Consider the following 25,129-nt stretch of genomic DNA (forward strand, 5'->3'; position numbering starts at 1 on the left):
AGCATGACCGACAAGCTTTTCCTGAAGGGGCGCGCCGGGACCGTCAGTCGCGGCGCGACCGCGTGGCTGATGCTGCTGCCGCTGGCTGCAGCCCTGGTGCTGTTTGCGGTCTTCCCGTCGATCTATGTCGCCGCGTTGTCGTTCACGAAGTCGACGCTTGGTCAGCCGTTCAGGTCGTGGATCGGCTGGGCGAACTATTACTGGCTGCTTGGCGGCGGCGATCGCGTATTCGTGCCGTCGCTGCTGCGCGCCACGATATTTGCCGTCGTGGTCAGCATGGTCGAGCTTGCACTCGGACTGGCGCTCGCGGTGCGGCTGACGTCGTTGCGGCGAGGCGGCCGGCTGCTGCGCTCCGTCCTGCTGCTGCCGTTGATGACGCCGCCGGTTCTGGTTGGCGTGGCCTGGAAGCTGCTGCTCGCGCCGGGCGGCGGCCTGATCAATGGCGAGCTGCTGTCGCTGGGGTTGATCGCTGAGCCGGTGTCGTTTCTCGGCACCACGCCGTGGGCACTGATGTCGATCATGGTCGCGGATGTCTGGCAATGGACACCTTTCGTCGCGCTGCTTGCCTATGCCGCTCTCCGCCAGGTGCCCGATGATGTCGTCGAAGCGGCCTGGCTGGACGGCGCGCCCCCCGCTGCCGTGTTCTGGAAGATCCAGCTGCCGCTGACGGCGCATCTCCTGTTCGCGATCTTCGTCTTGCGTCTGATCATGGCCTTCAAGATCTTCGATCTCGTCTACATCCTGACCTTCGGCGGCCCCGGCAATGCAACGGACATGTCGGGCTTTACGATCTGGCGCACCGGCCTGCGCGAGTTCGATGTCGGCAGGGCTGCGGCGCAGACGGTGGTGTTCGCGGTCTTCGTTTCAGTGCTGCTCACGCCGCTGCTCTGGCTGGAGCGGCGTACCGAGGACCATGCGGCATGACGATCGATATCGGGCTCGATGGCAAGGTCGTTTCTGAAAAAGGGCAGGTGGTGGCAACCGAGCGTACGCACCGCGCCGCGTCTTGGCTCGGTCTCGGTCGAATGATCTCGGCGCTGCTGATCGCACTCTACGCGGCCTTCCTGCTGTTGCCGATCGCCTTCCTTGTCAGCCTCACCTTCAAGACACGCGACGAGGTGCTTCTCGGCCGTTTCTTGACCGACAAGCCAACGCTCGAAAACTGGTGGAAGGCGTTTCAGGTCATTCATCTGACCGACTATGTCTGGCATTCGGTCGTCATCGCCAGCCTGTCGGCCGTCGTCACCCTGATCGTGGCCGCGCCAGCGACCTATGCTGCGGTCCGGCTTCGGCATGGCGCCTTCCTTGGATCGCTGGCGTTGTCGAGCTATGTCGCGCCGCCGGTCGTCGCATTGCTCCCGCTGTTCTTTCTGATGCGCTGGCTTGGTCTCTTGAACAGCTTTCCGGGCATGATCCTGCTCTATGGCATCATGAACGTGCCGGTCGCCTATTGGCTCCTGCTGGGCTTTCTCAGGAAGATTCCGAGCGCGCTCGATGAGGCCGCGTGGATCGATGGGGCGGGCTTCTTCAAGACGTTTCTGGTGATCGACTTGCCCTTGCTCGCGCCCGGCCTCGTCGCCACGGGTCTGATCTGCCTCATCCTGGCCTACAACGAGTTTCTGTTCGCTTCGCTGTTTGCACAGGACGATTCCGTTCGCGGACTCACCGTGGCGATCTCCCTGTTCCAGGGAGACCGCTTCGTCAATTTCGGCCAGATGGCCGTGGCATCCCTGGTCGGCATCGCGCCGATCTATGTGATCGCCTTGCTGTTCCAGGACCGGCTGATCGGCGGATTGACGGCTGGCAGCGTAAAATAGAGGACGATCAGGATGGCGCGGATCGAGCTCACAGGCCTCAACAAGGACTTCGCGGGTCGGCAGGTTCTCAGCGATATCAATCTGTCGATTGCAGAGGGGGAATTTCTCGCGCTGGTCGGACCGTCCGGCTGCGGCAAGTCGACCCTGTTGCGTGTGATCGCTGGTCTCGAGCCGATTTCGTCCGGCAGCGTCGCTTTCGACGGCGAGCCCGTGGATACGTTGCCGCCGCAGGCGCGCAACATTGCCATGGTGTTTCAGTCCTACGCGCTCTACCCGCATATGAAGGTCCGGGACAATCTGGCGTTTGGATTGAAGCAGCATGGGCTGCCGCGCAGCGAGCGCGACCGGCGCATCGCCGTGGCCGCGCAGGCGCTCGAACTGGAGCCGCTGCTCGATCGGTATCCACGAGCCTTGTCCGGTGGCCAGCGCCAGCGCGTGGCGCTGGGACGCGCCATGGTCCGCGAGCCTCGCGCGTTTCTGCTGGACGAGCCGTTGTCCAATCTCGATGCGCAATTGCGGGTCTCGACCCGGCTCGAAATCCGGACGCTGCAGAAGCGGCTCGGCATGACCATGATCTACACCACCCACGACCAGGTCGAAGCCATCACGCTGGCCGACCGGATCGCGGTCATGAGTGCCGGCCGCATCGTTCAGGTCGCGACGCCGCTCGACCTCTATGATTTTCCCGCCAACCGCTTCGTTGCGGGATTCATCGGCTCGCCTGCGATGAATTTCATTCCGGGGACCCGTCGGGCTGACGCCATCCATACGGCAGGCGGCGCCGTGATCGGGCTGCCCGAAGGCGACGTCGACGGGCCTGATGACATCGTGGTCGGGCTCAGGCCAGAGCACCTGACGCTGGACATCGACAGCGTTCCCGCGGCGCATCGTCTTGACGCGACCGTGCGCCATGTCGAAAATCTCGGCTCGGAGGCCGAGATTTATGTCGAGGCAGGCGGGACCCGCCTGTGTCTGCGACATTTCGGCCGGCGCCTCCCGGACATCGGCACTCAGGTTCGGATCGGCTTCGATCCCGCCCGTCTTCATTTGTTCGACGCCCGTTCCAATGAGCGGATCGGACCGCGCCATGACACGCGTGTGAATGCGTCGTGACGGATTGCTTGACCCGCTCGCATGTCGTTTCGCGTCGACAATGTTTGAACTGAGCAAAGAGAAATCCTCATTCAAAGCGACCTGAGACGAGAAGGGAGCGACTGAAAATAATCGACAAAGATAATAGACTTAAAAAGTACGATGTGACCTGATGTTTCGCCGGACGGAACAGACACCGATTGTCTGCGGTCCAGGATACGGGAGCAGAGCAATGGTGCGTCAGATCAGGTTCAACGCGTTCGACATGAATTGTGTCGGGCATCAATCGCCGGGCCTGTGGGCGCATCCGCGAGACCGCTCCTACAAATACAAGGATCTCGACTACTGGCAGGATCTCGGCCGCACGCTGGAGCGCGGCATCTTCGACGGCATCTTCATCGCCGATGTGATCGGCTACTACGATGTCTATAAGCAATCGCTGTTTCATGCGCTGGAGCAAGCAGCCCAGATTCCGGTCAACGATCCCCTGCAGCTGGCGGCGCCCATTGCGCTCGCGACCGAGCATCTCGGCATCGGCATCACGGCGTCGACCTCGTTCGAGCATCCCTACACTTTCGCGCGCCGGCTTTCGACCGCGGACCATCACACCAAGGGGCGTGTCGGCTGGAACATCGTGACGTCCTACCTGGAGAGCGGCGCGAAGAACGTCGGACAGGGCGGATTGCGCCGGCACGACAATCGCTATGAAGTTGCGACCGAATATGTCGAGGTGCTCTACAAGCTGTTCGAGGGCAGCTGGGAGGAGGGGGCGGTCCTGCGCGACGCCGATCGGCGTATTTTCACGGATCCTTCCAAGGTTCATGAGATCGGACACAAGGGAAAGTATTTCGACGTCCCCGGCTTTCACCTCTGCGAGCCGTCGCCCCAGCGCACGCCGCTGCTGTATCAGGCCGGCGCGTCCGGCGCAGGCAAGACCTTCGCGGCCCAGCATGCGGAATGCGTCTTCGTGGCGGCGCCGATCAAATCGGTACTCAAGGCCTACATTGCGGACGTGCGGCGCCAGGCGGCCGAAGCCGGGCGCGATGCGCGCAAGATCCTGACCTATAATCTCGTGACTGTCATCGTCGACGAGACCGACGACAAGGCGCAGGCCAAGTTCCGCGAATATCAGCAGTATGCCTCCTATGATGGCGCGTTGGTGTTCATGTCGGGCTGGAGCGGAATTGATTTCGGCCAGTATGCCCCGACCGACCTGGTGAAGAAGGTCGAGACCAATGCCATCGTGTCGGTGGTCGATCATCTGGCCGGCGGCAGCAAGTCGTGGACGATCGAGGAACTCGCCCGCTGGGGTGGCGTCGGTGGTCTTGGCCCGGTGTTCGTCGGCTCTCCCGCCACCATCGCCGACATCCTGCAGGAGTGGGTCGAGGAGACCGATGTCGACGGATTCAATCTCGCTTATGCCGTGACGCCCGAGTCCTTCGAGGACGTGGTCAATCTGCTCGTACCGGAGTTGCAGAAGCGCGGGGTCTATCCGACGTCCTATCGTCCCGGGACCTTGCGCGAGAAGCTGTTCGGGGACGGACCCTATCTGCCGTCCAGTCATCCGGCGGCGGCGTACCGGGACATCGAGGCCGTCAAGCGGCGTGAGCACCACGCTGCTGAAGCGCCAGCCCGGCAGTCGGTCGAGGCGTGACACGGGATGACCGAGCCCATTCTGCAACTGCGGGACGTGTCCTTGTCGTTCAAGGGCATCAAGGCGCTCAACGCCCTGAGCTTCGAGGTCGAGCGCGGCGAGATCTGCGCGCTGATCGGCCCGAACGGCGCCGGCAAGAGCTCGCTGCTGAACATCATCAACGGCGTCTATCGCGCCGACAGTGGCGCGGTCATTTTCGATGGCGCTCGCTTCGTGCGGATCCGCCCTGGTCATGCGGCTCATCTCGGGATCGGCCGCACGTTCCAGCACAATGCGCTGTTCAGGCACCTCAGCGTTCTGGACAATGTGCTGGCGGGTCTGATCCGGCACAGCCGCACCTCGATCATTGAGCATGCGTTCGGCTTGGCCAGGGATCGCAGGGAGACGCGCGAATTCACCCGCCAGGCCGATGAGACGCTGGCGTTTCTCGATCTGACCCGGCATCGCGATACCATCGCGGCGACGCTGCCCTATGGCGTCCAGAAGCGGGTGGATCTCGCGCGCGCGCTGGTCGGGCGGCCGAGCCTGCTGCTGCTCGACGAGCCGATGGCCGGCATGAACCAGGACGAGAAGCATGAGATGAGCCGCTTCATCCTGGAGGCCAACCGCGCGCTCGGGACGACCATCGTGCTGATCGAGCACGACATGAGCGTCGTCATGGGCCTGTCGCATCATGTCGTCGTGCTCGACTACGGACGGAAGGTCGGGGACGGCGCTCCGGAGTCTGTCCGCAGAGATCCTGATGTGATCGCCGCCTATCTCGGCACCGTGCATTGAGGCGCCGATGAGCTTCTTCATTGAAACCCTGGTCGGCGGCCTGCTTGCGGGTGTGATGTATTCGCTGGTGGCGATCGGCTTCGTGCTGGTCTTCAAGGCATCCGGCGTATTCAATTTCGCGCAAGGGTCGATGGTGCTCTGCGCGGCGCTCACCTTCGTCACCCTGCGTGACAAGGAGATTCCGTTCTGGCTGGCGGCGGTGATCACGCTTGCGATCATGGTTGCGATCGCTATCCTCATCGAGCGCGTGGTATTGAGGCCGCTGGTCAACCGGCCCCAGATCACACTGTTCATGGCGACGCTGGGACTGTCCTTCGTGATCGAGGGATTGGCGCAGATCGCGATGGGCGCCAGCGTGCATGAGCTCGATCTCGGCATCATCGACACCCCGGTCAAGTTCGGCGATGTCCAGGTCAGCCAGTTCGATCTCGTCGCGGCAGGTACGGCTGCGGTCCTCGTCGCCGCGCTGTCGATCTTCTTCAGCAGGACGCGTACCGGCATCGCGCTGCGCGCCATCGCCGATGATCCCCAGGCGGCGCTGTCGATCGGCATCCGGCTGCAGTCCCTGTGGCAGATCGTGTGGGGCGTGGCTGGATTCGTGTCGCTGGTCGCAGGCCTGCTGTGGGGCGCCCGCCAGGGCGTTCAATTCGCGCTGACGCTGGTCGTGCTGAAGGCGCTGCCGGTGCTGATCATCGGCGGCTTCACGTCCATTGCCGGTGCCATCGTCGGCGGCCTCATCGTCGGCGCCAGCGACAGCCTCGCCGAGATCTATCTCGGCAATCTGCTCGGAGGCAGCGTCTCGACCTGGTTCTCCTACGTGCTCGCGGTGGCCTTCCTCCTGGTCCGGCCCGCCGGTTTGTTCGGCGAAGCGCCGATCGAAAGGATCTGAGGCATGTCCACCATCGGCTCGGATACCGTCGAGCAGTTCGTGGCCGCGGACACCGGCGGTCGCAGCACGACGATCTGGTGGCGCGCCGGGGCGGTGACCGCCCTGCTGGCGCTGCTCGCAGCGCTTCCGCTGGTGGCAAGTGACTATTGGCTGAACGCCGTGCTGATTCCGTTCCTGATCATGTCGCTGACGGCGCTCGGACTGAACCTGCTGATGGGCTATGCGGGGCAGGCCTCGCTCGGCACCGGCGGTTTCATGCTGGTCGGGACGTACGCGACCTATAATCTTCTGCTGCGGCTGCCCGAGTTGCCGCTGCCCGTCAGCCTGCTGCTCGGCGGCATCATCTCCGGGCTGGTCGGCGTCATCGCGGGACTCCCGAGCCTGCGCATCAAGGGATTCTATCTCGTCGCCTCGACCCTGGCGACGCAGTTCCTGCTGGAATGGTTGTTCAACCAGTATGGCTGGTTCTCGAACTACTCGACATCGAGCTCGATCTCGGCGCCACGGCTCGCGATCCTCGGCCGTGACCTGTCGAGCCCGGCGGGGCGTTATCTGCTGACGCTGGCGACGGTCGCCGTCGTCACGGCGATCGCGGTCAGGCTGGTGCGCAGCCAGACCGGCCGAACCTGGATGGCGATCCGCGACATGGACACGGCGGCAGCGGTGATCGGCATTCCCGTGGCGAGCGGCAAGCTGAAGGCGTTCTTTGTCAGCTCGCTGGTCATCGGGATTGCCGGCGCGCTCTGGGGCTTTGCCTATCTCGGCACCGTCGATGCGCGCAGTTTCAATCTCGACCGGTCGTTCCAGGTGATGTTCGCGATTATCATCGGCGGCATGGGCAGCATCGTCGGAAACTATCTCGGCGCCGCCTTCATGATCCTTCTGCCGATCCTGCTCGATCATGTCGGAACCCGACTCCTGGGCGGGGCCATCGATGCCGGACAGTTGGAGAATTTCCAGCGGGCCTTCTTTGGCGCGCTGATCATCTGGTTCCTGATCAAGGAGCCGCGAGGGCTCGCGGCGCTGCTGTCGCAGGCTGCGGCCAGGCTAGCGCCGCTGATCGAGCGCCGAAGTCGGCATTTGCGCGGTGGTCGCGCATGACATTTGCAGCCGAGTTGTGAAGTCAGGGAGAGGGAGATGGACATGTTCGAGTGGAAACGGAAGTCGAGAATGCGGACCATCGGCAGGGCGCTGGGGCTTGCTACCATGGCCACGGTTGCGTCCGGCGCTGCTCACGCGGAGGATGCAAAGACGCAGTATTTTCCGCTCGCAACCTTCCGCGTCGGCGCCTACGCCTCGAGCGGCATCCCGGTCTGGGCCGGCGAGATCGACTACTTCCGCTACATCAACGAGGTGGAAGGCGGCATCAACGGCATCAAGCTGGTCTGGGACGAATGCGAGACCAATTGGGAGGTCGAGAAGGGCGTCGAATGCTACGAGCGCGTGAAGGCCGGCAAGAACGGCTCGCCGGTTCCGATCTTCCTGCCGCATGGCGATCCGATCTCGAAGGCGCTGACCGAAAAATCGGTGGCCGACAAGATTCCGCTGGTCACGATTGCCTATGGCCGGACCGAGGCGATTGACGGCCGGGTCTTCCCCTACAGCTTCCCCGTCGTCTTCAGCTTCTGGAGCGAAGCGTCCTCGGCGGTCAACTTCATTGCCGAGAAGGTCGGCGGCAAGGACAAGCTCAAGGGTCTGAAGATCGCGACCGTCTATCACGACTCGCCCTATGGCAAGGAAACCCAGGTCCCGCTGGCGCACCTCGCCAAGACGTACGGCTTCGAGGACATCCAGATCCCGGTGCCGCACCCGGGCAACGAGCAGTCGGCGCAATGGGCCAAGATCCGCCAGCTGAAGCCAGACTGGGTGTTCCTGCGCGGCTGGGGCGTGATGACGCCGGTCGCGATCAAGACCGCCGCCAAGGTCGGCTTCCCGGTCGATCATATCATCGGCGGCATCTGGTCCGGTTCGGAAGAGGACGTGCGTCCAGCCGGCGCCGTCGCCAAGGGCTATCTCGCGATCACGCCGTTCCCGGCCGGCGCCGATTTCGAGATCCACAAGAAGCTCAAGGCTCACATCCTCGACAAGGGGCTGAGCGACCTGAAGGATCCGAAGAGCTTCGGTTCCGTCTACTACAATTCCGGTGTCGACGAGGCCATCATTGCCGTCGAGGCGATCCGGACTGCGCAGGCGCATTTCGGCGTGCGGCCGATCAATGGCGAGGAGGCGCAATGGGGCCTCGAGCATCTCGACCTCTCGGAGAAGCGGCTCGCGGAGATCGGCGCCACCGGACTGCAGCAGCCGCTGAAGCTCTCGATCAAGGACCACGAGGGCGGCGGCGCCGGCAAGGTGCTGCAATGGGATGGCGAGAAGTGGAACGTCGTCTCGAATGGCTGGGTGAAGTCCGACCGCGACCTGCTGCTGCCGCTGATCTACGAGCGCGCAGCGGCCTACGCCAAGGAAAAGGGCATCACGCCGCGTGACGCCACCAACTGAGCCCCTGCGACCGGAGGGATCGTCATGACCACATCTCCATTCCTCGACCTCGATGCGATCGAGGTGCTGTATGGTCATGCGATCCTGGCGCTGCGCGGCGTCTCGCTCGAGGTCGCGCAAGGCTCGATCGTGGCTCTTCTCGGCGCCAACGGCGCCGGGAAGACCACGACGCTGAAGGCGATCTCGAATCTCCTGGCCTCCGAACGCGGCCATCTCAGCCGCGGCACGATCACATGGCGCGGCGAGGTCACGACCCGGCTCGATCCTGCCGATCTCGTTGCCAAGGGAATCGTGCAGGTGCTCGAAGGCCGTCATGTCTTTCCGCAGCTCACCGTCGAGGAGAATCTGCTCAGCGGCGGTTTCCTGCGCCGGCCGAGCCGTCGCGCGCTCACCGACGATCTTGAACGGGTCTACAGCTGGTTTCCGCGTCTGAAGCAGCGTCGCAAGGCGCGGTGCGGCCTCACCTCGGGCGGTGAGCAGCAGATGGTGGCGATCGGGCGGGCCTTGATGACGCATCCGACCCTCGTGCTGCTGGACGAACCCTCGATGGGCCTGGCTCCGATCATCGTCGAAGAGATCTTTCACATCATTCGCGACCTCAACACGAAAGAGGGCGTCAGCTTCGTCCTGGCCGAGCAGAACGCGCATCTCGTCCTGCGCTTCGCCGATCACGGCTACGTCCTCGAGAACGGGCGGGTCGCGGCCTCCGGCACCGCGGCCGAGCTCGCCGCGCGCGATGACGTCGCGGAATTCTATCTCGGCTCGGCAGCGAGCGGTGCGCGGCCGGCGGCGTTGGCCCAGCATGATCCCGTCGCGTGACGTCAACCGGTGCCGCCCGATCGGCACACTCCAATAATCAGGATCCTCACCATGACTAACGTCGACCGCAAGCTGCATCAACAGGCGATCCCTGGATCGAGCAGGCCTGCGCCGCACATCCCGCCACGTCGCAGCAAGGCGCATCGTATCGCGGGCGATGCCGAGGCGATCGCCATCGCCAAGGAGCTGGCGGCGGAGTTCGCGCATGAATCCGTCGTCCGCGATCACCAGCGCCGGCTTCCCATCGCCGAGATCGAGCGTTTCTCGCAAAGCGGCTTGTGGGGCATCACGGTGCCCAAGGCCTATGGCGGTGCCGGCGTTTCGAACGTGACGTTGGCGGAGGTCGTGGCGATCATTGCCGCCGCGGACGCCAGCATCGGACAGATTCCGCAGAATCATTACTACATGGTCGAAGCGCTCCGGCTCGGCGGCAATGAGGACCAGAAGCGCCACTATTTCGAGCGCGTCCTCGATGGCGACCGCATCGGCAACGCCTTCACCGAGGTCGGCACGCGTAACCCGGTCGATTTCCAGACCAGGCTGGTGCGGGACGGCGATCGCCTGGTGCTCAACGGTCAGAAATTCTACTCCACCGGCGCCCTGTTCGCGCATCTGATCGCGGTCGTGGCGGCGCATGATCCGGATCGCTCGCACATCGTCTTTCTCGAGCGGGCCACCCAGGGGCTCACGCTGATCGACGACTGGTCGGGCTTCGGCCAGCGCACCACGGGCTCGGGATCGACGCTGCTGGACGACGTGGCCGTCGCGCCGTTCCAGGTGGTCCCGCATCAGGACGTGTTCGATCGGCCGACCGCGATGGGGCCGGTGGCGCAGCTGATCCATGCCGCCGTCGATGTCGGGATCGCGCGCGCAGCGCTCGCGGATACGCTTGTCTTCACCCGGAAGTTTGCGCGGCCCTGGTTCGAGACCAAATACGAGAAAGGCACGGAAGATCCGCATCTCGTCCATGCCGTCGGCGATCTCGGCATCAGGGTGGAAGCCGCCAATGCGCTGCTGGAGCGCGCCGGCCATTTCGTCGATTTGGTGGTCGATGAGCCGACCGAGGACGGCGTCGCCGAGGCATCGATCGCCGTGGCCGAGGTCAAGGCGCTGGCCACCGACGTGTCGCTGTTCGTCGCGAGCAAGCTGTTCGAGCTGACGGGCTCGCGCTCGACGCTGGAGGAATTCGGCCTCGACCGGCACTGGCGCAACGCGCGGACCCATACGCTGCACGATCCGGTGCGATGGAAATATCACCGCATCGGCGACTTCGTGCTCAACGGCGTCAAGCCGCCGCGGCACGGCGCATTGTGAACTGTTGATCGTGACCGGCTTGGAAAAGGGAGCCAATCGATGTCCAGCAAAGCTGCAACGGCAGATCTCGGCACGGCCGCGCCGGCCTTCAACAGGACGCCGAAGGCCCATGTCATTCGCTCGGATACCGAAGCCATCGACATCGCCCGTCAGCTCGCGGCGGATTTTGCCATTGGCGCCGCCGAGCGGGACCGCGATCAGCGCCTGCCGGTGGCCGAACTCGACCGCTTCTCCGCCAGCGGCTTGTGGGGCATCACGGTGCCGAAGGCCCATGGTGGTGCGGGCGTTTCCTTCGTGACCGTCGGCGAGGTGATCAAGCTGATCTCAGCGGCCGACTCGTCGCTCGGCCAGATTCCGCAGAACCATCTGGGTGTTCTCGACCTGCTGCGGCTGACGGCCTCCGACGAGCAGAAGGCCTATTGGTTCGAGAAGGTGCAGCAGGGCTATCGCTTCGGCAACGCGTTTTCCGAAGCCGGGAGCAAGCATGCCGGCATTTTCGATACGAAGATCGTTCCCGACGGCGCTGGCTTCCGGATCGACGGCGAGAAGTTCTATTCCACCGGCGCGCTGCTCGCGCATTACATTCCGATCGCCGCGACCGACAGGGAGGGCCGGGTGCACATTGCCATTGCGGGCCGGGATGCCGAAGGCCTGACCGTCGTCGACGATTGGTCGGGCTTCGGCCAGAAGACGACGGCGAGCGGAACCGTGTTGCTGCGCGGCGTCAGGGTCGATCCGATCGCGGTGTTTCCGGCGCATCTCGCCTATGATGGTCCGACGGCCAACGGTCCGGTCGCGCAGATCATCCAGGCCGCCGTCGATGCCGGCATCGCCAAGGGTGCGATCGCCGACACCGTGTCCTTCGTGCGGCAGCGGACCCGGCCCTGGATCGATAGCGGGCAGGAGCACGGCTACGAGGACTACTTCACCATCGCCCAGGTCGGCGACCTCACCATCAAGCTGCATGCGGCGGAAGCGCTGCTGGAGCGGGCCGGCCGCGCCGTCGATGCGGCGATCGCCGAGCCGACCGAACAGAGCGTTGCCGCCGCGTCGGTCGCGGTGGCGGTGGCCAAGGTCGCGACGAGCGAGATTGCCGTGCTCGCGGGCAGCAAGCTGCACGAGCTCGGCGGCACGCGCTCGACGCTCGCGCAATACAATCTCGACCGTCACTGGCGCAACGCGCGGACGCACACGCTGCACGACCCGGTGCGCTGGAAGTATTTCCACGTCGGCAACTACCTGCTGAACGGCATCGCGCCGCCGCGTCACGCCTGGAATTGAGATCGTGAACCCATTTTGCTCGGTCGGTCGCCGCAAGCGCGACGCGACCATCAACGAGTGAGGAGGAGTGACCATGAACGCTGTCCCTGAACGCCGGGCCATTGCCGACGCGCAGACCCCGGTCTTCGAGAAACATCCGCACGCGCACCGCATCACCTCCGATGCGGAGGCGATCGAGATCGCGACGAAGCTCGCTGCCGAGTTCGCCGAGGAGGCCGCGGAGCGCGATCGCCTGCGCCGGCTGCCTGCAGCCGAGCTCGATCGCTTCTCCGGCTCCGGCCTGTGGGCGATCACCGTGCCCAAGGCGTATGGCGGCGCCGGAGTTTCGATCGTGACCCTGGCCGAAATCATCAAGCTCATCTCCGCCGCCGATCCGTCGCTCGGACAGCTGCCGCAGAACCATTTCGCGGCGCTCGACGTGATCCGGGTCGTGGCCTCCGAGGAGCAGAAGAAGCTCTGGTTCGACCGCGTGCTGCAGGGCTACCGCTTCGGCAACGCGTTCTCCGAGGCCAAGAGCAAGACGGTCGGCGCCTTCGAGACCCGGTTGACCCGCGATGGCGACGGGCATGTCGTCAATGGCGAGAAGTTCTACGCGACCGGCGCGCTGTTCGCCCACTTCGTGCATATCGGTGCCGTCGCCGAGGACGGCCTCGTGTATCTTGCCATCGTGCCGCGCGACACGCCGGGTCTCACGATCATCGACGACTGGTCGGGCTTCGGGCAGCGGACGACCGCGAGCGGCAAGGTCCTGATCGAGAACGTACGCGTCGGCAAGGAGGGCGTGATCCCCGCCCATCTCGGCGCCTCCAATCCCTCCGCCAACGGCGCCATCTCCCAGATCATCCAGGCCGCCGTCGATGCCGGCATCGCGTCCGGCGCGATTGCGGAGACCAAGCGCTTCGTGCGCGATTACGCCCGGCCCTGGCTCGACAGCGGACAGGAGCATGGCTACGAGGACGTGTTCACGATCTCCCAGATCGGCGATCTCGAGGTGAAGCTGCATGCGGCGGAAGCGCTGCTCGAGCGCGCCGGCCGCGCCGTCGATACCATCCTCGAGCACCCGACGGCGACCTCCGTGGCCAAGGCCACGATCGCGGTGGCCGAGTCCAAGATCCTGACCACCGAGATCGCGATTCTTGCGACCAACAAGCTGCATGAGCTCGGCGGCACGCGCTCGACGCTGGCACAGTACAATCTCGACCGGCACTGGCGCAACGCGCGGACCCATACGCTGCACGACCCCGTGCGCTGGAAGTATTTCCATGTCGGCAACTACGCCTTGAACGGAATCTCGCCGCCGAGCCATGCGTGGAGCTGACTGGGCCTGATAGACGCCCGCGATGCTCTCGGGCGGGGCGCGCGGGTTCGTAGCCTCGCGGCGTCTTACGTCCGAGTTTTGCCGGTCGTTCCGCCCTCGTCGAGAGAGGAGGGCGCGGGGAATGCCGGGCGCTAGCCGCACCCATGGCCCGCCTGCAGAAAAAAGCAGGCGGCAGTCACCACAGGTTCAGCCGAAGACACCCGGCATTCCCCGCGCGATGGTTTTCACGCTTATGTCGCGCTCTCCTCGGTGTGCCGGCTTGATAGCCACCGTCGCTTTCGGGCTCATCATCACCCGGAAGCTTAGCGCCAGCGTCGGGGCGCCAGGACCACGCGTCTTCACGTCCGCAACCTGCCGTTCGTCCGCACGCCCTGAGGAGCGCGCTGCGACCGATCGCGGCCACCGCATCCCACGCTCCACGGTTCGTGACGATCGCGAAACGCCCCTCCAGCGAGCGCGGGACGGCGTGGAGCATCGATCTGATTTGCCCGACGACACAAGCGTCGCGGCCTGCGACAGAGTGGCACGACGGGCAATTTGCGCAGGGCTGGGTTGCGGGGCGTCGCGCCACGGAACGTCGCCGGCCTCGACTGAAACGGCTGCAATGGGCCAGGGCCCGACCCTGATGCTTGCCGTTAGACACCGTCCATGAAGAACGTCATGTCGTTCACGCTTTGACAACCCTTGCGGAGTTCGATCAGGGGCTGATACTCGGGTGATGAATACCACTCATTAATCGCCGCCCTATCCGGAAACTCTATCACCACGACGCGCTCAGGTTTCCAATATCCGCCCTCGGGCATTCTCAGATTTTCGCCCCGCGTCAAATAACGGCCGCCAAATTTTGCAACTAGCGGCCCGATCTGGTTCCTGTACTCGTCGAATCTGGTGTGGTCCGTTATCTGGTGAAGTCCAACTACATAAGAAGGCATCCCTCATCTCCCTTCCATTCAGACGATTGCGGCGGCGATAGCTTCAATCTCGATGACGAACTCCGGCCTGACCAGCCCGGCGACCACGATCAATGTTGTCGTCGGGGGCGTCCCCGGGAAGCGCCGGTCCCGCGCGCGCCGATAGCCTTCCATGTGCTCGCGACCTGTGACGTAAACGCTGAGGCGAATGACGTTTTCCATTGTCATGCTGTCTTCCGCCAGAATAGCCTCGATATTGGCAAGGCAGATCTCGGCTTGGGCTTCGCTGTCGGGGGGGATGTTGTCGTCTCGATCGATTCCGAGCTGTCCGGCCGTGATCACCAGCCGATGGTTGGCCGGTACGGCGAGGCCGTGGCTATAACGAGCCAAGGGCGGACGGATTGTTGATGGAATTAGCGCGCGCATAGCGATCGTTCCTGTGCGAGAAGATGAGCGGATCACGATTGCATTCGGGGCAGTAGAGGAGTCCGACACGGTTGCAGTCTATCAGTTCTAAGTCAGGACAAGACAGATTGGCACTCCGTTGCGGGTCACGAGCGATGGTTCACCGTACAACCGGCGGAATTACGTTAAGCCGCTGCTCACGGAATCAGCGTCAGCTGTTGCGGGGGCAGGCCGAGATGATACTGCCCCGCCGCTTCGAGGCGGGCGATGCTGCCCTGGACCTGGTTGGAGACGGCGTGGATGTCGCGGAAGCGCTGCTCGAATCCGTTGTGGCGGAACAGGGCGGTGGAGCCGGCCTCCTTGAACAGGATGTTGGCGGCATCGCGCGCGCAGTCGATCTGGTGCGTGCAGGCCTGCCGGATCTTGATCCGCAGGGGGAAGCTGATCGCGCCGTCGGTCGCGCATTGCTCCCAGGCCTCGCGCAGCAGCTGCAGCAGCCAGGCCTGGGCGGCTGAGATCAGCGAATCCGCCTGGGCGACGCGCGCCTGGATCCAGCCGTCGTCGCGCAGCGGGATCGCATTGGACGGCGTCTTGCCGCGCGCGAGCTGGACGAACTGATCGAACATCGCCCGCGCTGCGCCGATCGCGACCGACGACAGGCCGGAGCAGGCGATCAGCTGCATCGAATGACGATAGAGAAGGCCGGCCTCGCGGCGCTCCGGCTCGGCTTCGGCGACCACGTCCTCCGGCAGATTGTGGTCGCGCCCGCGGCCGCGCGGCACCGCGCCGTAGCCGGCCGGGACGAACAGATCCGTGACCGAATAGGTGTCGCTGCCGGTGCCGCGCAGGCCCATCACGTCCCACGTGTCCGGATGGATGGTGGCGTCCTCGCGCCGGAAGATCATTGTGCGTTCGACAGGGCGCCCCGCAGCGTCTTTGAGCGGCACGCCGTTGGCGTCGGTCAGGCGGGAATGGCCGCCGAGCCAGGTCGCGACGCGGCTGCTGCTGCCGAAGCTCCAGGTGCCCGTCACGCGCCATCCGCCGGTGACGGGGATCGCCAGGCAGGGCGGATCGATGCTGGCAAATCCGAAGGTGAAGACCGCGCGCGGGTCGCTGAAGATGGCGTGGAGAACCTCGGGCGCGAGGTAGGCGGAGATCGAGCTGGCGCAGGCCGATTGCGCCACGCACCACGCCACGCTCGCATCGCCCTCGGCAATCGCGGCTATGATCTGCGCATGAATCTCAGGGCGCAACTCCAGACCGCCGACCGACCGGGGCAGGGTGGCGCGGAAGATCCGGTTGTCGTGCAGCGCGGCAAGAACGGGAGCCGCAATGGTCCCGGTGGTGTCCGTGTCGCGGCTTTGCCGTTCGAGCAGCGGCTTCAGCGCGCGGGCCTGCGCAATGCGGTTCTGATCGTCATCATCAGCTGCAGCGGGGCCGTCGTGGCGGAGGCGTTGCGCATGGGTCGGCATCGGGGGCTCTCCGCTCTGGTGGAGCGACGCTCCCGTCGGCTCCGCTGCTCGGCTCGTCATTGCTGGGCTGAGTATCTCAACTTTCCGAGGAAAAGTGTTTCCATCTTCGGCCGCGCCGGAGCATGCGGTCCACGATCTGGCGCGCGGGCATGGAATGGTCATGCAATTTGTTCCGAAGCGCTGCTGTCAGCTTGAATGTCGCACAGCGTGCATGTCAGCTTTGTAGCTCAGGCAGCTCTGGGGGACGAATGAAAATGAGACGGATCGGTGGACTACGCGTGCTGGCGGCTGCCGTGCTCGCAGGCGTTTCGATGACCATGTCGGGTGCCATCGCGGGGCCCGACCCGATCCGGATCGGCGTGCTCACCGTCCGCAGCGGTCCATCCAAGCCGATCGGCGATGATATCCTCGCCGGGATCGAGACCGTCGTGCGTCAGCGCGGCAAGCTGCTGGGGCGGCCGATCGAGCTCGTGGTCGAGGAGAGTCTGTTCAACGCCCAGACGGCGGTGACCAAGGCGACCAAGCTGGTCCAGCAGGACAACGTCGCTGCCATCCTCGGCACCAGCACCGTCGAGACGCTGGCGCTGTTGTCGGTGGCCGACCGGCTCGGCGTGCCGATCGTCACCTCGAATTCGGGATCGGCCGCGATCACGCGCGAGCGCTGCAATCGCTGGGTGTTTCGCACCAACCCCGAGGACCTGATGTCGGTGGTCTCGCTCGAAGCGCTGATCGCGCAGACGCCGCGGCTGCATAACGCCAAATGGTTCACGATCGGGCACGACTATCCGTGGGCGCGGCTGGTGGCCGGCGCGACCAAGGGGGTGAAGGCCGTGCAATATGCCGGCGAGGCCTTTGCGCCGCTCGACACCTCGGATTGGGCGCCGTTCATCGCGCAGGCCAAGGCGTCCGGCGCCACGGTGGTGATCGCGCCGGTGACGCTCGGCGTGCCCCTGCTGCAGTTCATTCAGCAGGCCAATGAGTTCGGTCTCACCAAGGACGCCGTGCTGGTGTCGCCGATCGGGCTGCCCGACTGGCTGGTCGACAAGCTCGGCGAGGCGTCGACCGGCGTGATCTCGGCGGGCTCGTGGGCGGCATGGCGGACCGAGGAGCAGTGGCCGGTGACGCGCGGCTTCAACGAGGCGCATTATCAGTTGCACGGCCGTGTCGCGGGCATGCAGTCGCTGCAATCGGCGAGCGCGGCCACCGTTCTGTTCGACGCGATCGAGAAGGCCAACGCGACGTCGCCGGAGGCGATCGTCAAGGCGCTGGAGACGGTCGAGTCCGAAACGCCCGTCGGTCCGCTCAAATTCCAGGCCGGAGGACGCGAGGCGCTGGCGCCGCTGTTCCTCGGTCCTTACGAAAAGCTGGCCGCGCCGAAATATGGCGCGAGCTATGCGCAGCGTCCGACGGCGGTGCCGGCCAGCCTGTCGCTGCCGAAGTCGGCGGCGGAGTATGGCTGCCGGCTCGATGGCACGACCGCGGCTGCCAAATAGTGGCGCCGTCGGATGGCGCACGAGCTCAACTTCCTGTTCGTCAATATCGTCAACGGGCTCGTCTACGGCTCCTTCCTGCTGCTGACGAGTCTCGGTCTCAGCCTGGTGTTCGGCCTCGGCCGTGTCGTCAACTTTGCGCATGGCGCGTTCTACGCGCTGGGCGGCTACGTGCTGATCTCGGTGATGCGGGTCGGCGCAGGCTTCTGGCTCGCGCTCGCGGTGGTGCCCGTCGTGCTGACGGGCATCGGCCTCGCGCTGGAGGCGGGGCTGATCCGGCGTCTGCGCAAGCGGCCGGAGGTGGATACGCTGCTGGCGACCTTCGGTCTCTCCGCGATGCTGGTCGGCGGCATCGAATATCTCTGGGGCACCAGCACGACGATCGTGAAGCCGCCGCTCGGCTTCGAGGGCATCGTTCAGGTGCTTTCCAACGACTTCCCCATCTATCGCTTCGCCGCGGCGGGATTGTCGCTGCTCATGGCCGCGGGCGTGTTGGCGATCGTGCAATGGACGCCACTCGGCCTGCGCATCCGCGCGATCGCTGACGACGCGGAGATGGCGGAAGCCATCGGCGTCGATCGCTCCAGATTGCTGTGGCAGGTGTTCGGCTATGCGGCCGGGCTCGCGGGCTTTGCCGGCGCGCTCGGGGCGCCGATCTTCGCGGTTCATCCGGAGATGGGGCTGTCGATCCTGATCGACTCGTTCCTGGTCGTCGTACTGGGCGGCCTCGGCAGCCTCAAGGGGTCGACGATCGGCGCGGCCGTGGTGTCGGTCACGAAGGCGGTTGGCGGGGCCTATCTCGCGGACTGGTCGACCGCCTTGCTGTTCCTCATCGTCGCTTCCGTCCTGGTCGCACGTCCGACCGGCATTTTCGCAACCGGCCGGATCGCCTGACCGCTCATGACGCTCACCTCATCAACGATCGGCACTGCGGCGTCGGGTCGGACGAGCGCTCTCGTCACGATCGGTGTTGGTGCGCTCGCGCTGGCGGCCATCCTGGCCGCGCCGTGGCTGGCCAAGCCGTTCACCATCACGCTGTTGACCGAGGCCTTCGTGCTCGCGATCTGGGCGATGAGCCTCAATCTGCTCAGCGGTCATGCCGGGCTGCTCAGCTTCGGGCACGCGGCGGGCTTCGGGCTTGGTGGCTACGCGGCCGGCTATTTCGCGCGCGAGGTGTCGGCGGATGTTATCTTGTCGCTGCTGTTCGCCGAGGCGGTGGTCTTCATCGTCGCCGCGCTGGCCGGTGCGGTCGCGATCCGGCTGTCGGGAGTCGCATTCTCGATCGTCTCGCTGTGCATCGCGCAGGTGCTCTATCAGGTGGCGATCGCCTGGCGGGCAGTCACCGAAGGCATGGATGGACTCCTCGGTGTCCCCTTGCCACGCCTGTTCGGCGCCACGATCAAAAACGGAGCGCCCTTCTACATTCTCGTGTCGGTCGTGATGATGGCGACGCTGGCGGGTCTCGCGCTGGTGCTGAAATCGCCGTTCGGTGCGACGCTGCGGGCGATCCGCACCAACGACATCCGCGCCGCCTCGATCGGGATCGACGTTCGCCTGCACAAATGGCTGGCCTTCGTGATCTCCTGGATGCTGGCCGGTCTCGCCGGCGGGCTCATGGTGTTCCTCAAGGCCGGCACCACGCCGATGTCGCTGCATTGGAGCGAATCCGGAAACGTCCTGATCATGACGATCTTCGGCGGCCTCGGCACCATCGTCGGGCCCGTCCTCGGCGCGGTGTGCTTCGTCTTCCTGCACGACGTCCTGACCTCGACGCTCGCGATCTGGCAGTTCGTGTTCGGCCTGATCTTCGTCGTGGTCGTCATCGCCTTCCCGTCGGGCCTTGCGGGCCTGCCCGCGCAATTTGGCAAGCTCCGATGGCGCTTCTCACGGTAACCGGCCTGGTCCGTCGTTTCGGATCGCTGCGCGCGGTCGACGGACTCGTGCTGTCCGTGGAGCCAGGGCAGATCCATGCGCTGATCGGTCCCAACGGCGCCGGCAAGACCACGGCCTTCAACTGCATCTCCGGCTTTCTGGCGCCGACGGCGGGCCGCATCGAGCTCGACGGCTGCGACGTCACGGGATGGCCGTCGCACCGGCTGGTCTCGGCCGGGCTTTCGCGCACCTTCCAGGTGACGAAGGTGTTCGACGACATCAGCGTGCGCGAGAACGTCGCGCTCGGCGTGCGATCGCGCCTGCGCATGAACCGCCGCTTCTGGCCCGGCGGCGCCGCAGTCTCTGCGGTGACGAAGATATGCGACGAGATCCTCGACACCGTGGGGCTCACGGCACGCGCGCAAAGCGCGGCCAGCGAGCTCTCGCATGGCGAAAGGCGGGTGCTTGAAATCGCCATATCGCTGTCTGTCGCGCCGAAGCTGCTGATGCTGGACGAGCCGACGGCGGGAATGTCCGCCGGCGATGCCGGTCTGATCGGCCGGCTGGTGCGCCAGCTGGCGCGCACCACGGCGGTGCTGCTGGTCGAGCACGATATCGATCTCGTGCTGGGACTGTCGGACCGGATCACGGTGATGGCACAGGGGCGGGCGATCGCGACCGGCACGCCGGAGGCGGTCAGCCGGGATGCGGCCGTGCAAGAGGCCTATCTGGGACGGAGTGTCGATCGATGACGCTGCATCTCAAGGCGGTTCACGTCCATCTGGGATCGGCCCACATCCTTCACGGCATCGATCTCGACGTGCGCCCGGGCGAGATCGTCTGCCTGCTCGGCCGCAACGGCGTCGGCAAGAGCACGACGTTGCGCACGATCATGGGGCTGGTGGCGCCGAGCCAGGGTGAGCTGTCGTTCGAGGGCCAGCGGATCGCGGGGCTGCCGCCGCATCGGGTCTGCGCGCGCGGCATTGCCTGGGTGCCCGAGGACCGCCGCGTCTTCGCCTCCCTCACGGTCGAGGAGAACATCCGCGTCGCAGCCGAGATCACAGGTCCCCGTTCGGCACAAGCGCGGGCCGAGGCGGCGATCGCGCCGTTTCCGGATCTGCGCGGCAAGCTGAAGCAGCGCGCGGGGACGCTGAGCGGCGGACAGCAGCAGATGCTGGCGATCGCCCGCGCGCTCGCAGCCGAGCCGCGCCTATTGCTGCTCGACGAGCCGTCGGAAGGGCTCGCGCCCGTCATGGTCGCGGCCATTCGCGAGGCCATTGTGCAGATGCGCACGCGAGGAATCGCAGTCCTGCTCGTCGAGCAGAATCTGCAGCTGGCGCTCGGTCTGGGCGACGTCTTCTACGTGCTCAGCCGCGACGCCGTCGTCTTTCACGGCAGCCGGCAGGACATCCTGCAATCCCAGATCATCGGACAGCACCTCGGCATCGATCTGCGTGAGACCGAGCGGGCCTGAATAGCCGCTGGCCAAGGGCCGACCCGCGCCAGGCAGGGATCAACGTAGAGCCGCACTTGGGACGGCAGAGGGTTCTCTGGCCGTCGCGCCGGATCGCTCTTCGGCTTGTGATGGCAGTATGGGACCACACATGGTGGCCTAATTAGCTCGCGACGTCGTGGACGAGAGAACGCTATTGCCCGCATTGCGCCTCGAAGTAGCAAGTTCTTACAAATCAGGACGGCAATGATCCCGCGGCAATTAATTGCTGCAATCCGGCCCATCCAGCCCCTAGCGATCATGATCTCTGATCAATCGTTCTCGGAACGGGAAGGTGAGGCCGCATGTCTGCTCAGAACACACCGCTGCGCGCGGCTAAGCCGTCATCGTCGAGCGATCCGAGCCTGCTCTCCGCGGTCGAATTGGTCGAACACTACCGCGCCAGGACATTGTCGCCGGTCGAGGTCGTCCGCGCGGTGCTCGACCGGATCGCGCGCCTGGAGCCGCGCATCAATGCGTTTGCGAAGCTCGATGCCGACGCTGCGCTGGCAGCTGCGCAGGCCTCTGAGGCGCGCTGGCAGCGCGGCGAGCCGGTCGGGCTCGTCGATGGTGTCCCGGCGGCGTTGAAGGACCTTGTTCTCGCCAAGGGCTGGCCGACGCTGCGGGGCAGCCGCGCCGTCGATCCCGCACAGGATTGGAGCGAGGATTCGCCGGCCACGGCGCGGCTGCGCGAGCAGGGCGCCGTGCTGCTCGGCAAGACGACGACGTCCGAATTCGGCTGGAAGGGGCTTGGCGACAGTCCGCTGACCGGCATCACCCGCAATCCCTGGAATCCCGCGCATACGCCGGGCGGCAGCAGCGGCGGCTCGGCTGCTGCTGCTGCGATCGGCTTTGGTCCGCTGCATGTCGCCACCGATGGCGGCGGCTCGACCCGGCTTCCCGCCGCGCATAGCGGCGTGTTCGGCTTCAAGCCGAGCTTCGGCCGCGTCCCGGTCTATCCGCCATCGCAGAACGGCACGTTGTTTCACGTCACGCCGCTGACGCGTTCCGTGCAGGATGCCGCGCTGTTGCTCGACGTCATCGCGCGCCCAGATGCACGCGACTTCCACGCGCTGCCGGCGCAGGACATTTCCTGGCAAGCGGGCCTCGATCAGGGCGTCGAGGGCCTGCGCATCGCATTTAGTCCGACGCTCGGCTATGCGTCGATCGATCCGGAGGTGGAGCGCATCGTGGCCGATGCGGCCAAGGCGTTCGCCCGACTCGGTGCGACGGTCGAACTGGTCGATCCGGGCATCGAGGATCCGTTCGACATCTTCCAGACGTTCTGGTTTGCAGGCGCCGCCAAGCTGGTGCAGTCGTTCGATCCGGAGCGGCGCGCGCTGATCGAGCAGGGGCTGCAGGATGTCGCCGAGAAGGGACGTTCGATCGATGTCGTGAGCTATCTCAAGGCGGTCGATCGCCGCGAGGCGCTGGGGCGGCATTTCGGCCGCTTTCATCAGGATTGGGATCTGCTGCTCACGCCGACCACCGCTTTCCCGGCCTCGGCGATCGAAGCCTCGCAGGCCGATCTGGTCGCTCGCCCGATCCGTTCGCCGTTCACCTATCCGTTCAACCTGACACAGCAGCCGGCGGCTTCGGTGCCCGCGGGATTGATCGCGGCCGGCCTTCCGGTGGGCCTGCAGATCATCGGCGCGAAATTCGCCGATGCCCTGGTGCTGCGCGCGGCGCGGGCGTTCGAACAGGCCCGTCCGTTCTCCCGGCCCCGTGATCCGTCATGACCGCGACGCAGCTGGAGATCGATCTGGAGCTGCCACGGCTGGCCGCCGCTTACGCAAGCGGTACGCTGACGCCATCGGCGGTGGTGGATCATCTGGTGCGCGAGATTGCGCGCCGGGGCGAGGACGGTGTCTGGATCAGCGTTGCAGATCGCGACGGCCTGCTGGCGCGCGCGCGACAGCTCGAAGCGCTCACGCCGGCTCAGCGCGAGGCGCTGCCGCTGTGGGGCATCCCCTTCAGCGTCAAGGACTGCATCGACGCTGCCGGCTTTGCCACCACGTCGGCCTGTCCCGGCTTTTCCTATTTGCCGGCGGCCAACAGCCCATCGGTCGAGCGTCTGCTGGCGGCCGGCGCGATCCTGATCGGCAAGACCAACATGGATCAGTTCGCGACCGGGCTGGTGGGCACGCGATCGCCCTACGGCGTGGCGCGCAATCCGTTCGATGCGGCCTACATTCCCGGCGGATCGAGCTCGGGCGCCGCGGTGTCGGTCGCAAGCGGTCTCGTGAGCGTCGCGCTCGGCACCGACACCGGCGGCTCGGGCCGGGTCCCGGCGGCGTTCAACAATATCGTCGGATTGAAGCCGACGCGCGGATTGATCAGCGGCGCCGGCACCGTGCCGGCGTGCCGCTCGATCGAGACGGTCTCGATCTTCGCGCTCACCGTGCCGGATGCGCGGAGGGTCTTCGACGTCGCGCGCGGCTACGACGCCCATGATCCGTTTTCAAGGCAGCATGCGTTGGCGCCAGAGGAGGTTGTCACACCGATCCGGTTTGGCATTCCGGACCGCGGATCGCTCGACTTCTTCGGCGACGCCGAGGCCGCGGCGCTGTTCGACGCCGCCGTCCGGCGTCTCGGCGAGTCCGGAACCGTCGATAGCAGTATCGACTATGCGCCGTTCAGCGAGCTCAATCAGTTGCTGTTCAAGGGGCCGTGGCTGGCCGAGCGCTATGGCGCGCTGCGGTCCATCGTCGATGGCCGGCCCGATGCGCTGCTGCCGGTCACGCGGGCGATTCTCGAAGGCGGCCGGTCGATCTCCGGTGCCGAAGTGTTTGCCGCGCAGCAGCGCTGCGAGGTTCTGAAGCGACAGATTGCAGCGCTGTGGCAACGGATCGATGTCCTGGTCGTCCCGACCACCGGCACGATCTATCGCATCGATGAGATCGAGGCCGATCCGCTCGACCGCAACTACAAGCTCGGGACCTACACCAACTTCGTCAATCTCGCCGATCTCGCCGCCGTCGCCATCCCCGCCGGCTTCCGGCCGAACGGGCTGCCCTTCGGCATCACGCTGCTTGCGCCAGCGTTCTCCGACCATCGGCTCGCCACGATCGCCGCGCGCGTCCATGACGCGGGAGGCTGGCCGCTGGGCGCAAGAGCCGCGCGGCACGTGGCGATCCAGGGCCGGCCATGAACATCAGTCTCGGCCCGACATTGGTCGATCAAGGGGGCCGTCGCCCGCGCGCGCTGCCGCAAGATACGGCCACGGACGGTCACGACGGGGCGGGCCGGATCGAGATGACGGACGTCGCGATCGCGTTCGGCGACAAGACGCGCCAGTCGAGCGATGTCGTCACGGATATCGATCTCACGATCGAGCCCGGGCAGTTCGCCGTGCTGATCGGTCCCTCGGGGTGCGGAAAGTCGACTTTGCTCAATGCCGCCGCCGGCTTCGTCCGCCCCAGCCGCGGCACGGTCGCCGTCGACGGTCGCGTGGTCAACAGGCCGACCTCGTCGGTCGGGATCGTCTTCCAGAATTTTGCGCTGTTCCCCTGGTTCTCGGCGCTCGGCAATGTCGAATTTCCGCTGAAGCAGCTGTCGCTGTCACGCGCGGAGCGGCGCGACCGCGCCATCGCCGCGCTGACGGAGGTCGGCCTCGGCGCGCATCTGCGGAAGTATCCCGGCCAGCTCTCCGGCGGCATGAAGCAGCGGGTCGCGATCGCGCGGACGCTCGTGCTCAGCCCCGAGGTGCTGCTGATGGACGAGCCATTCGGGGCGCTCGATGCGCAGACCCGGCTGTCGATGCAGGCGCTGCTGCTCAGCCTGTGGGACCGGCGGCGCTCCACCGTGCTGTTCGTCACCCATGACGTCGACGAGGCGCTGATCCTGGCCGACGTCGTCTACGTGATGTCGGCCGCGCCCGGCCGCATCATCCGCCGGATCGATGTCGATACGCCGCGGCCGCGCGCCGTCGACCGGCTCGATCAGGCCTTTCTCGACCGGCGCGCGCACATCATCGGCCTGCTGCGCCAGCAACATGTGACGGACATCACCTGAGATCAATGACGGAAGG

23 protein-coding genes are annotated in these 25,129 nt (G+C 65.6%); 20 read left to right on the forward strand and 3 right to left on the reverse strand.

What is annotated here, in order from left to right; translation table 11 throughout:
* Positions 1-3: 3 nt before the first annotated feature.
* The 12 genes from BBTA_RS11850 to BBTA_RS11905 all read left to right on the forward strand — a co-directional run bounded on the left by BBTA_RS11850 (position 4) and on the right by BBTA_RS11905 (position 13,457).
* Complete coding sequence (locus tag BBTA_RS11850; RefSeq protein ID WP_012042725.1) at positions 4-924, forward strand: carbohydrate ABC transporter permease; 921 nt, start codon at positions 4-6, stop codon at positions 922-924.
* The gene (locus tag BBTA_RS11855; protein ID WP_012042726.1) at positions 921-1,817 is read left to right on the forward strand and encodes a carbohydrate ABC transporter permease; all 897 of its coding nucleotides are present in this window, start codon (positions 921-923) and stop codon (positions 1,815-1,817) included. Before BBTA_RS11850 ends, BBTA_RS11855 begins: the two co-directional genes overlap by 4 nt.
* A gap of 12 nt (positions 1,818-1,829) precedes the next feature.
* Entirely contained in the window at positions 1,830-2,930 is a 1,101-nt protein-coding gene (locus BBTA_RS11860) for an ABC transporter ATP-binding protein (protein ID WP_012042727.1), read from the forward strand.
* Positions 2,931-3,141: 211 nt separating this feature from the next.
* Entirely contained in the window at positions 3,142-4,563 is a 1,422-nt protein-coding gene (locus BBTA_RS11865) for an LLM class flavin-dependent oxidoreductase (protein ID WP_041750574.1), read from the forward strand.
* 6 nt (positions 4,564-4,569) lie between these two features.
* Positions 4,570-5,340: an ABC transporter ATP-binding protein gene (locus BBTA_RS11870; RefSeq protein ID WP_012042729.1), complete on the forward strand. Its 771-nt coding sequence runs from the start codon at positions 4,570-4,572 to the stop codon at positions 5,338-5,340.
* Positions 5,341-5,347: 7 nt separating this feature from the next.
* A complete protein-coding gene (locus BBTA_RS11875; RefSeq protein ID WP_012042730.1) occupies positions 5,348-6,229 on the forward strand; it encodes a branched-chain amino acid ABC transporter permease in 882 nt (293 codons plus the stop codon).
* Positions 6,230-6,232: 3 nt separating this feature from the next.
* A complete protein-coding gene (locus BBTA_RS11880; protein WP_012042731.1) occupies positions 6,233-7,330 on the forward strand; it encodes a branched-chain amino acid ABC transporter permease in 1,098 nt (365 codons plus the stop codon).
* Positions 7,331-7,435: 105 nt separating this feature from the next.
* Positions 7,436-8,725 carry an ABC transporter substrate-binding protein gene (locus tag BBTA_RS11885; RefSeq protein WP_012042732.1) on the forward strand — a complete coding sequence of 430 codons (1,290 nt, stop codon included), beginning with the start codon at positions 7,436-7,438 and terminating at the stop codon, positions 8,723-8,725.
* Positions 8,726-8,749: 24 nt separating this feature from the next.
* On the forward strand, positions 8,750-9,544 hold the full coding sequence (locus BBTA_RS11890) for an ABC transporter ATP-binding protein (protein WP_012042733.1): 795 nt from the start codon (positions 8,750-8,752) through the stop codon (positions 9,542-9,544).
* Positions 9,545-9,595: 51 nt separating this feature from the next.
* Positions 9,596-10,858, forward strand: coding sequence for an SfnB family sulfur acquisition oxidoreductase (locus BBTA_RS11895; RefSeq protein WP_041750576.1), 1,263 nt, complete (start codon positions 9,596-9,598; stop codon positions 10,856-10,858).
* A gap of 39 nt (positions 10,859-10,897) precedes the next feature.
* Positions 10,898-12,139, forward strand: a complete 1,242-nt coding sequence (locus BBTA_RS11900; RefSeq protein ID WP_012042735.1) for an SfnB family sulfur acquisition oxidoreductase — start codon at positions 10,898-10,900, stop codon at positions 12,137-12,139.
* Positions 12,140-12,206: 67 nt separating this feature from the next.
* Positions 12,207-13,457, forward strand: a complete 1,251-nt coding sequence (locus BBTA_RS11905; RefSeq protein ID WP_012042736.1) for an SfnB family sulfur acquisition oxidoreductase — start codon at positions 12,207-12,209, stop codon at positions 13,455-13,457.
* Between the two features lie 635 nt (positions 13,458-14,092).
* On the opposite strand, the gene BBTA_RS11910 is transcribed toward BBTA_RS11905, so the two are convergent.
* From BBTA_RS11910 to BBTA_RS11920, 3 genes are all read right to left on the reverse strand, one after another.
* The gene (locus BBTA_RS11910) at positions 14,093-14,389 is read right to left on the reverse strand and encodes a DUF1330 domain-containing protein (RefSeq protein ID WP_012042737.1); all 297 of its coding nucleotides are present in this window, start codon (positions 14,387-14,389) and stop codon (positions 14,093-14,095) included.
* Between the two features lie 18 nt (positions 14,390-14,407).
* Positions 14,408-14,794: a RidA family protein gene (locus tag BBTA_RS11915; RefSeq protein ID WP_041750577.1), complete on the reverse strand. Its 387-nt coding sequence runs from the start codon at positions 14,792-14,794 to the stop codon at positions 14,408-14,410.
* 176 nt (positions 14,795-14,970) lie between these two features.
* Positions 14,971-16,245, reverse strand: a complete 1,275-nt coding sequence (locus tag BBTA_RS11920; protein WP_012042739.1) for an acyl-CoA dehydrogenase family protein — start codon at positions 16,243-16,245, stop codon at positions 14,971-14,973.
* A gap of 254 nt (positions 16,246-16,499) precedes the next feature.
* Here BBTA_RS11920 and BBTA_RS11925 point away from each other — a divergent pair, with 254 nt between their 5' ends.
* The 8 genes from BBTA_RS11925 (at position 16,500) to BBTA_RS11960 (ending at position 25,113) form a co-directional block, all read left to right on the forward strand.
* Positions 16,500-17,738: an ABC transporter substrate-binding protein gene (locus BBTA_RS11925; RefSeq protein ID WP_168167884.1), complete on the forward strand. Its 1,239-nt coding sequence runs from the start codon at positions 16,500-16,502 to the stop codon at positions 17,736-17,738.
* 12 nt (positions 17,739-17,750) lie between these two features.
* Complete coding sequence (locus BBTA_RS11930) at positions 17,751-18,629, forward strand: branched-chain amino acid ABC transporter permease (RefSeq protein WP_012042741.1); 879 nt, start codon at positions 17,751-17,753, stop codon at positions 18,627-18,629.
* Positions 18,630-18,635: 6 nt separating this feature from the next.
* Positions 18,636-19,628 carry a branched-chain amino acid ABC transporter permease gene (locus BBTA_RS11935; RefSeq protein WP_012042742.1) on the forward strand — a complete coding sequence of 331 codons (993 nt, stop codon included), beginning with the start codon at positions 18,636-18,638 and terminating at the stop codon, positions 19,626-19,628.
* Positions 19,610-20,359 carry an ABC transporter ATP-binding protein gene (locus BBTA_RS11940; protein WP_012042743.1) on the forward strand — a complete coding sequence of 250 codons (750 nt, stop codon included), beginning with the start codon at positions 19,610-19,612 and terminating at the stop codon, positions 20,357-20,359. Before BBTA_RS11935 ends, BBTA_RS11940 begins: the two co-directional genes overlap by 19 nt.
* Positions 20,356-21,081 (forward strand): ABC transporter ATP-binding protein, encoded by a 726-nt coding sequence (locus BBTA_RS11945; protein WP_012042744.1) that lies wholly within the window; start codon positions 20,356-20,358, stop codon positions 21,079-21,081. The genes BBTA_RS11940 and BBTA_RS11945 overlap by 4 nt, the downstream gene beginning before the upstream one ends.
* Positions 21,082-21,404: 323 nt before the next feature.
* Positions 21,405-22,838, forward strand: coding sequence for an amidase (locus BBTA_RS11950; RefSeq protein ID WP_012042745.1), 1,434 nt, complete (start codon positions 21,405-21,407; stop codon positions 22,836-22,838).
* Positions 22,835-24,250, forward strand: a complete 1,416-nt coding sequence (gene atzF / locus BBTA_RS11955) for an allophanate hydrolase (protein WP_012042746.1) — start codon at positions 22,835-22,837, stop codon at positions 24,248-24,250. The genes BBTA_RS11950 and atzF overlap by 4 nt, the downstream gene beginning before the upstream one ends.
* Positions 24,247-25,113, forward strand: coding sequence for an ABC transporter ATP-binding protein (locus BBTA_RS11960; RefSeq protein WP_012042747.1), 867 nt, complete (start codon positions 24,247-24,249; stop codon positions 25,111-25,113). Before atzF ends, BBTA_RS11960 begins: the two co-directional genes overlap by 4 nt.
* Positions 25,114-25,129 lie beyond the last annotated feature (16 nt).

Origin of the sequence: Bradyrhizobium sp. BTAi1 (assembly GCF_000015165.1) — a bacterium.
GTDB lineage: Bacteria > Pseudomonadota > Alphaproteobacteria > Rhizobiales > Xanthobacteraceae > Bradyrhizobium > Bradyrhizobium denitrificans.

Excerpts from the sequence above, each read along its gene's own strand:
- BBTA_RS11920 (WP_012042739.1), bottom strand. The coding sequence starts at position 16,245 with ATGCCGACCCATGCGCAACGCCTCCGCCACGACGGCCCCGCTGCAGCT.
- BBTA_RS11870 (WP_012042729.1), top strand. The coding sequence starts at position 4,570 with ATGACCGAGCCCATTCTGCAACTGCGGGACGTGTCCTTGTCGTTCAAG.
- BBTA_RS11950 (WP_012042745.1), top strand. The coding sequence starts at position 21,405 with ATGTCTGCTCAGAACACACCGCTGCGCGCGGCTAAGCCGTCATCGTCG.
- BBTA_RS11910 (WP_012042737.1), bottom strand. The coding sequence starts at position 14,389 with ATGCCTTCTTATGTAGTTGGACTTCACCAGATAACGGACCACACCAGA.
- atzF (WP_012042746.1), top strand. The coding sequence starts at position 22,835 with ATGACCGCGACGCAGCTGGAGATCGATCTGGAGCTGCCACGGCTGGCC.
- BBTA_RS11855 (WP_012042726.1), top strand. The coding sequence starts at position 921 with ATGACGATCGATATCGGGCTCGATGGCAAGGTCGTTTCTGAAAAAGGG.
- BBTA_RS11860 (WP_012042727.1), top strand. The coding sequence starts at position 1,830 with ATGGCGCGGATCGAGCTCACAGGCCTCAACAAGGACTTCGCGGGTCGG.
- BBTA_RS11850 (WP_012042725.1), top strand. The coding sequence starts at position 4 with ATGACCGACAAGCTTTTCCTGAAGGGGCGCGCCGGGACCGTCAGTCGC.
- BBTA_RS11940 (WP_012042743.1), top strand. The coding sequence starts at position 19,610 with ATGGCGCTTCTCACGGTAACCGGCCTGGTCCGTCGTTTCGGATCGCTG.
- BBTA_RS11925 (WP_168167884.1), top strand. The coding sequence starts at position 16,500 with ATGAGACGGATCGGTGGACTACGCGTGCTGGCGGCTGCCGTGCTCGCA.
- BBTA_RS11945 (WP_012042744.1), top strand. The coding sequence starts at position 20,356 with ATGACGCTGCATCTCAAGGCGGTTCACGTCCATCTGGGATCGGCCCAC.
- BBTA_RS11900 (WP_012042735.1), top strand. The coding sequence starts at position 10,898 with ATGTCCAGCAAAGCTGCAACGGCAGATCTCGGCACGGCCGCGCCGGCC.
- BBTA_RS11895 (WP_041750576.1), top strand. The coding sequence starts at position 9,596 with ATGACTAACGTCGACCGCAAGCTGCATCAACAGGCGATCCCTGGATCG.
- BBTA_RS11935 (WP_012042742.1), top strand. The coding sequence starts at position 18,636 with ATGACGCTCACCTCATCAACGATCGGCACTGCGGCGTCGGGTCGGACG.
- BBTA_RS11960 (WP_012042747.1), top strand. The coding sequence starts at position 24,247 with ATGAACATCAGTCTCGGCCCGACATTGGTCGATCAAGGGGGCCGTCGC.
- BBTA_RS11880 (WP_012042731.1), top strand. The coding sequence starts at position 6,233 with ATGTCCACCATCGGCTCGGATACCGTCGAGCAGTTCGTGGCCGCGGAC.
- BBTA_RS11865 (WP_041750574.1), top strand. The coding sequence starts at position 3,142 with ATGGTGCGTCAGATCAGGTTCAACGCGTTCGACATGAATTGTGTCGGG.
- BBTA_RS11930 (WP_012042741.1), top strand. The coding sequence starts at position 17,751 with ATGGCGCACGAGCTCAACTTCCTGTTCGTCAATATCGTCAACGGGCTC.
- BBTA_RS11875 (WP_012042730.1), top strand. The coding sequence starts at position 5,348 with ATGAGCTTCTTCATTGAAACCCTGGTCGGCGGCCTGCTTGCGGGTGTG.
- BBTA_RS11885 (WP_012042732.1), top strand. The coding sequence starts at position 7,436 with ATGGCCACGGTTGCGTCCGGCGCTGCTCACGCGGAGGATGCAAAGACG.
- BBTA_RS11915 (WP_041750577.1), bottom strand. The coding sequence starts at position 14,794 with ATGCGCGCGCTAATTCCATCAACAATCCGTCCGCCCTTGGCTCGTTAT.
- BBTA_RS11890 (WP_012042733.1), top strand. The coding sequence starts at position 8,750 with ATGACCACATCTCCATTCCTCGACCTCGATGCGATCGAGGTGCTGTAT.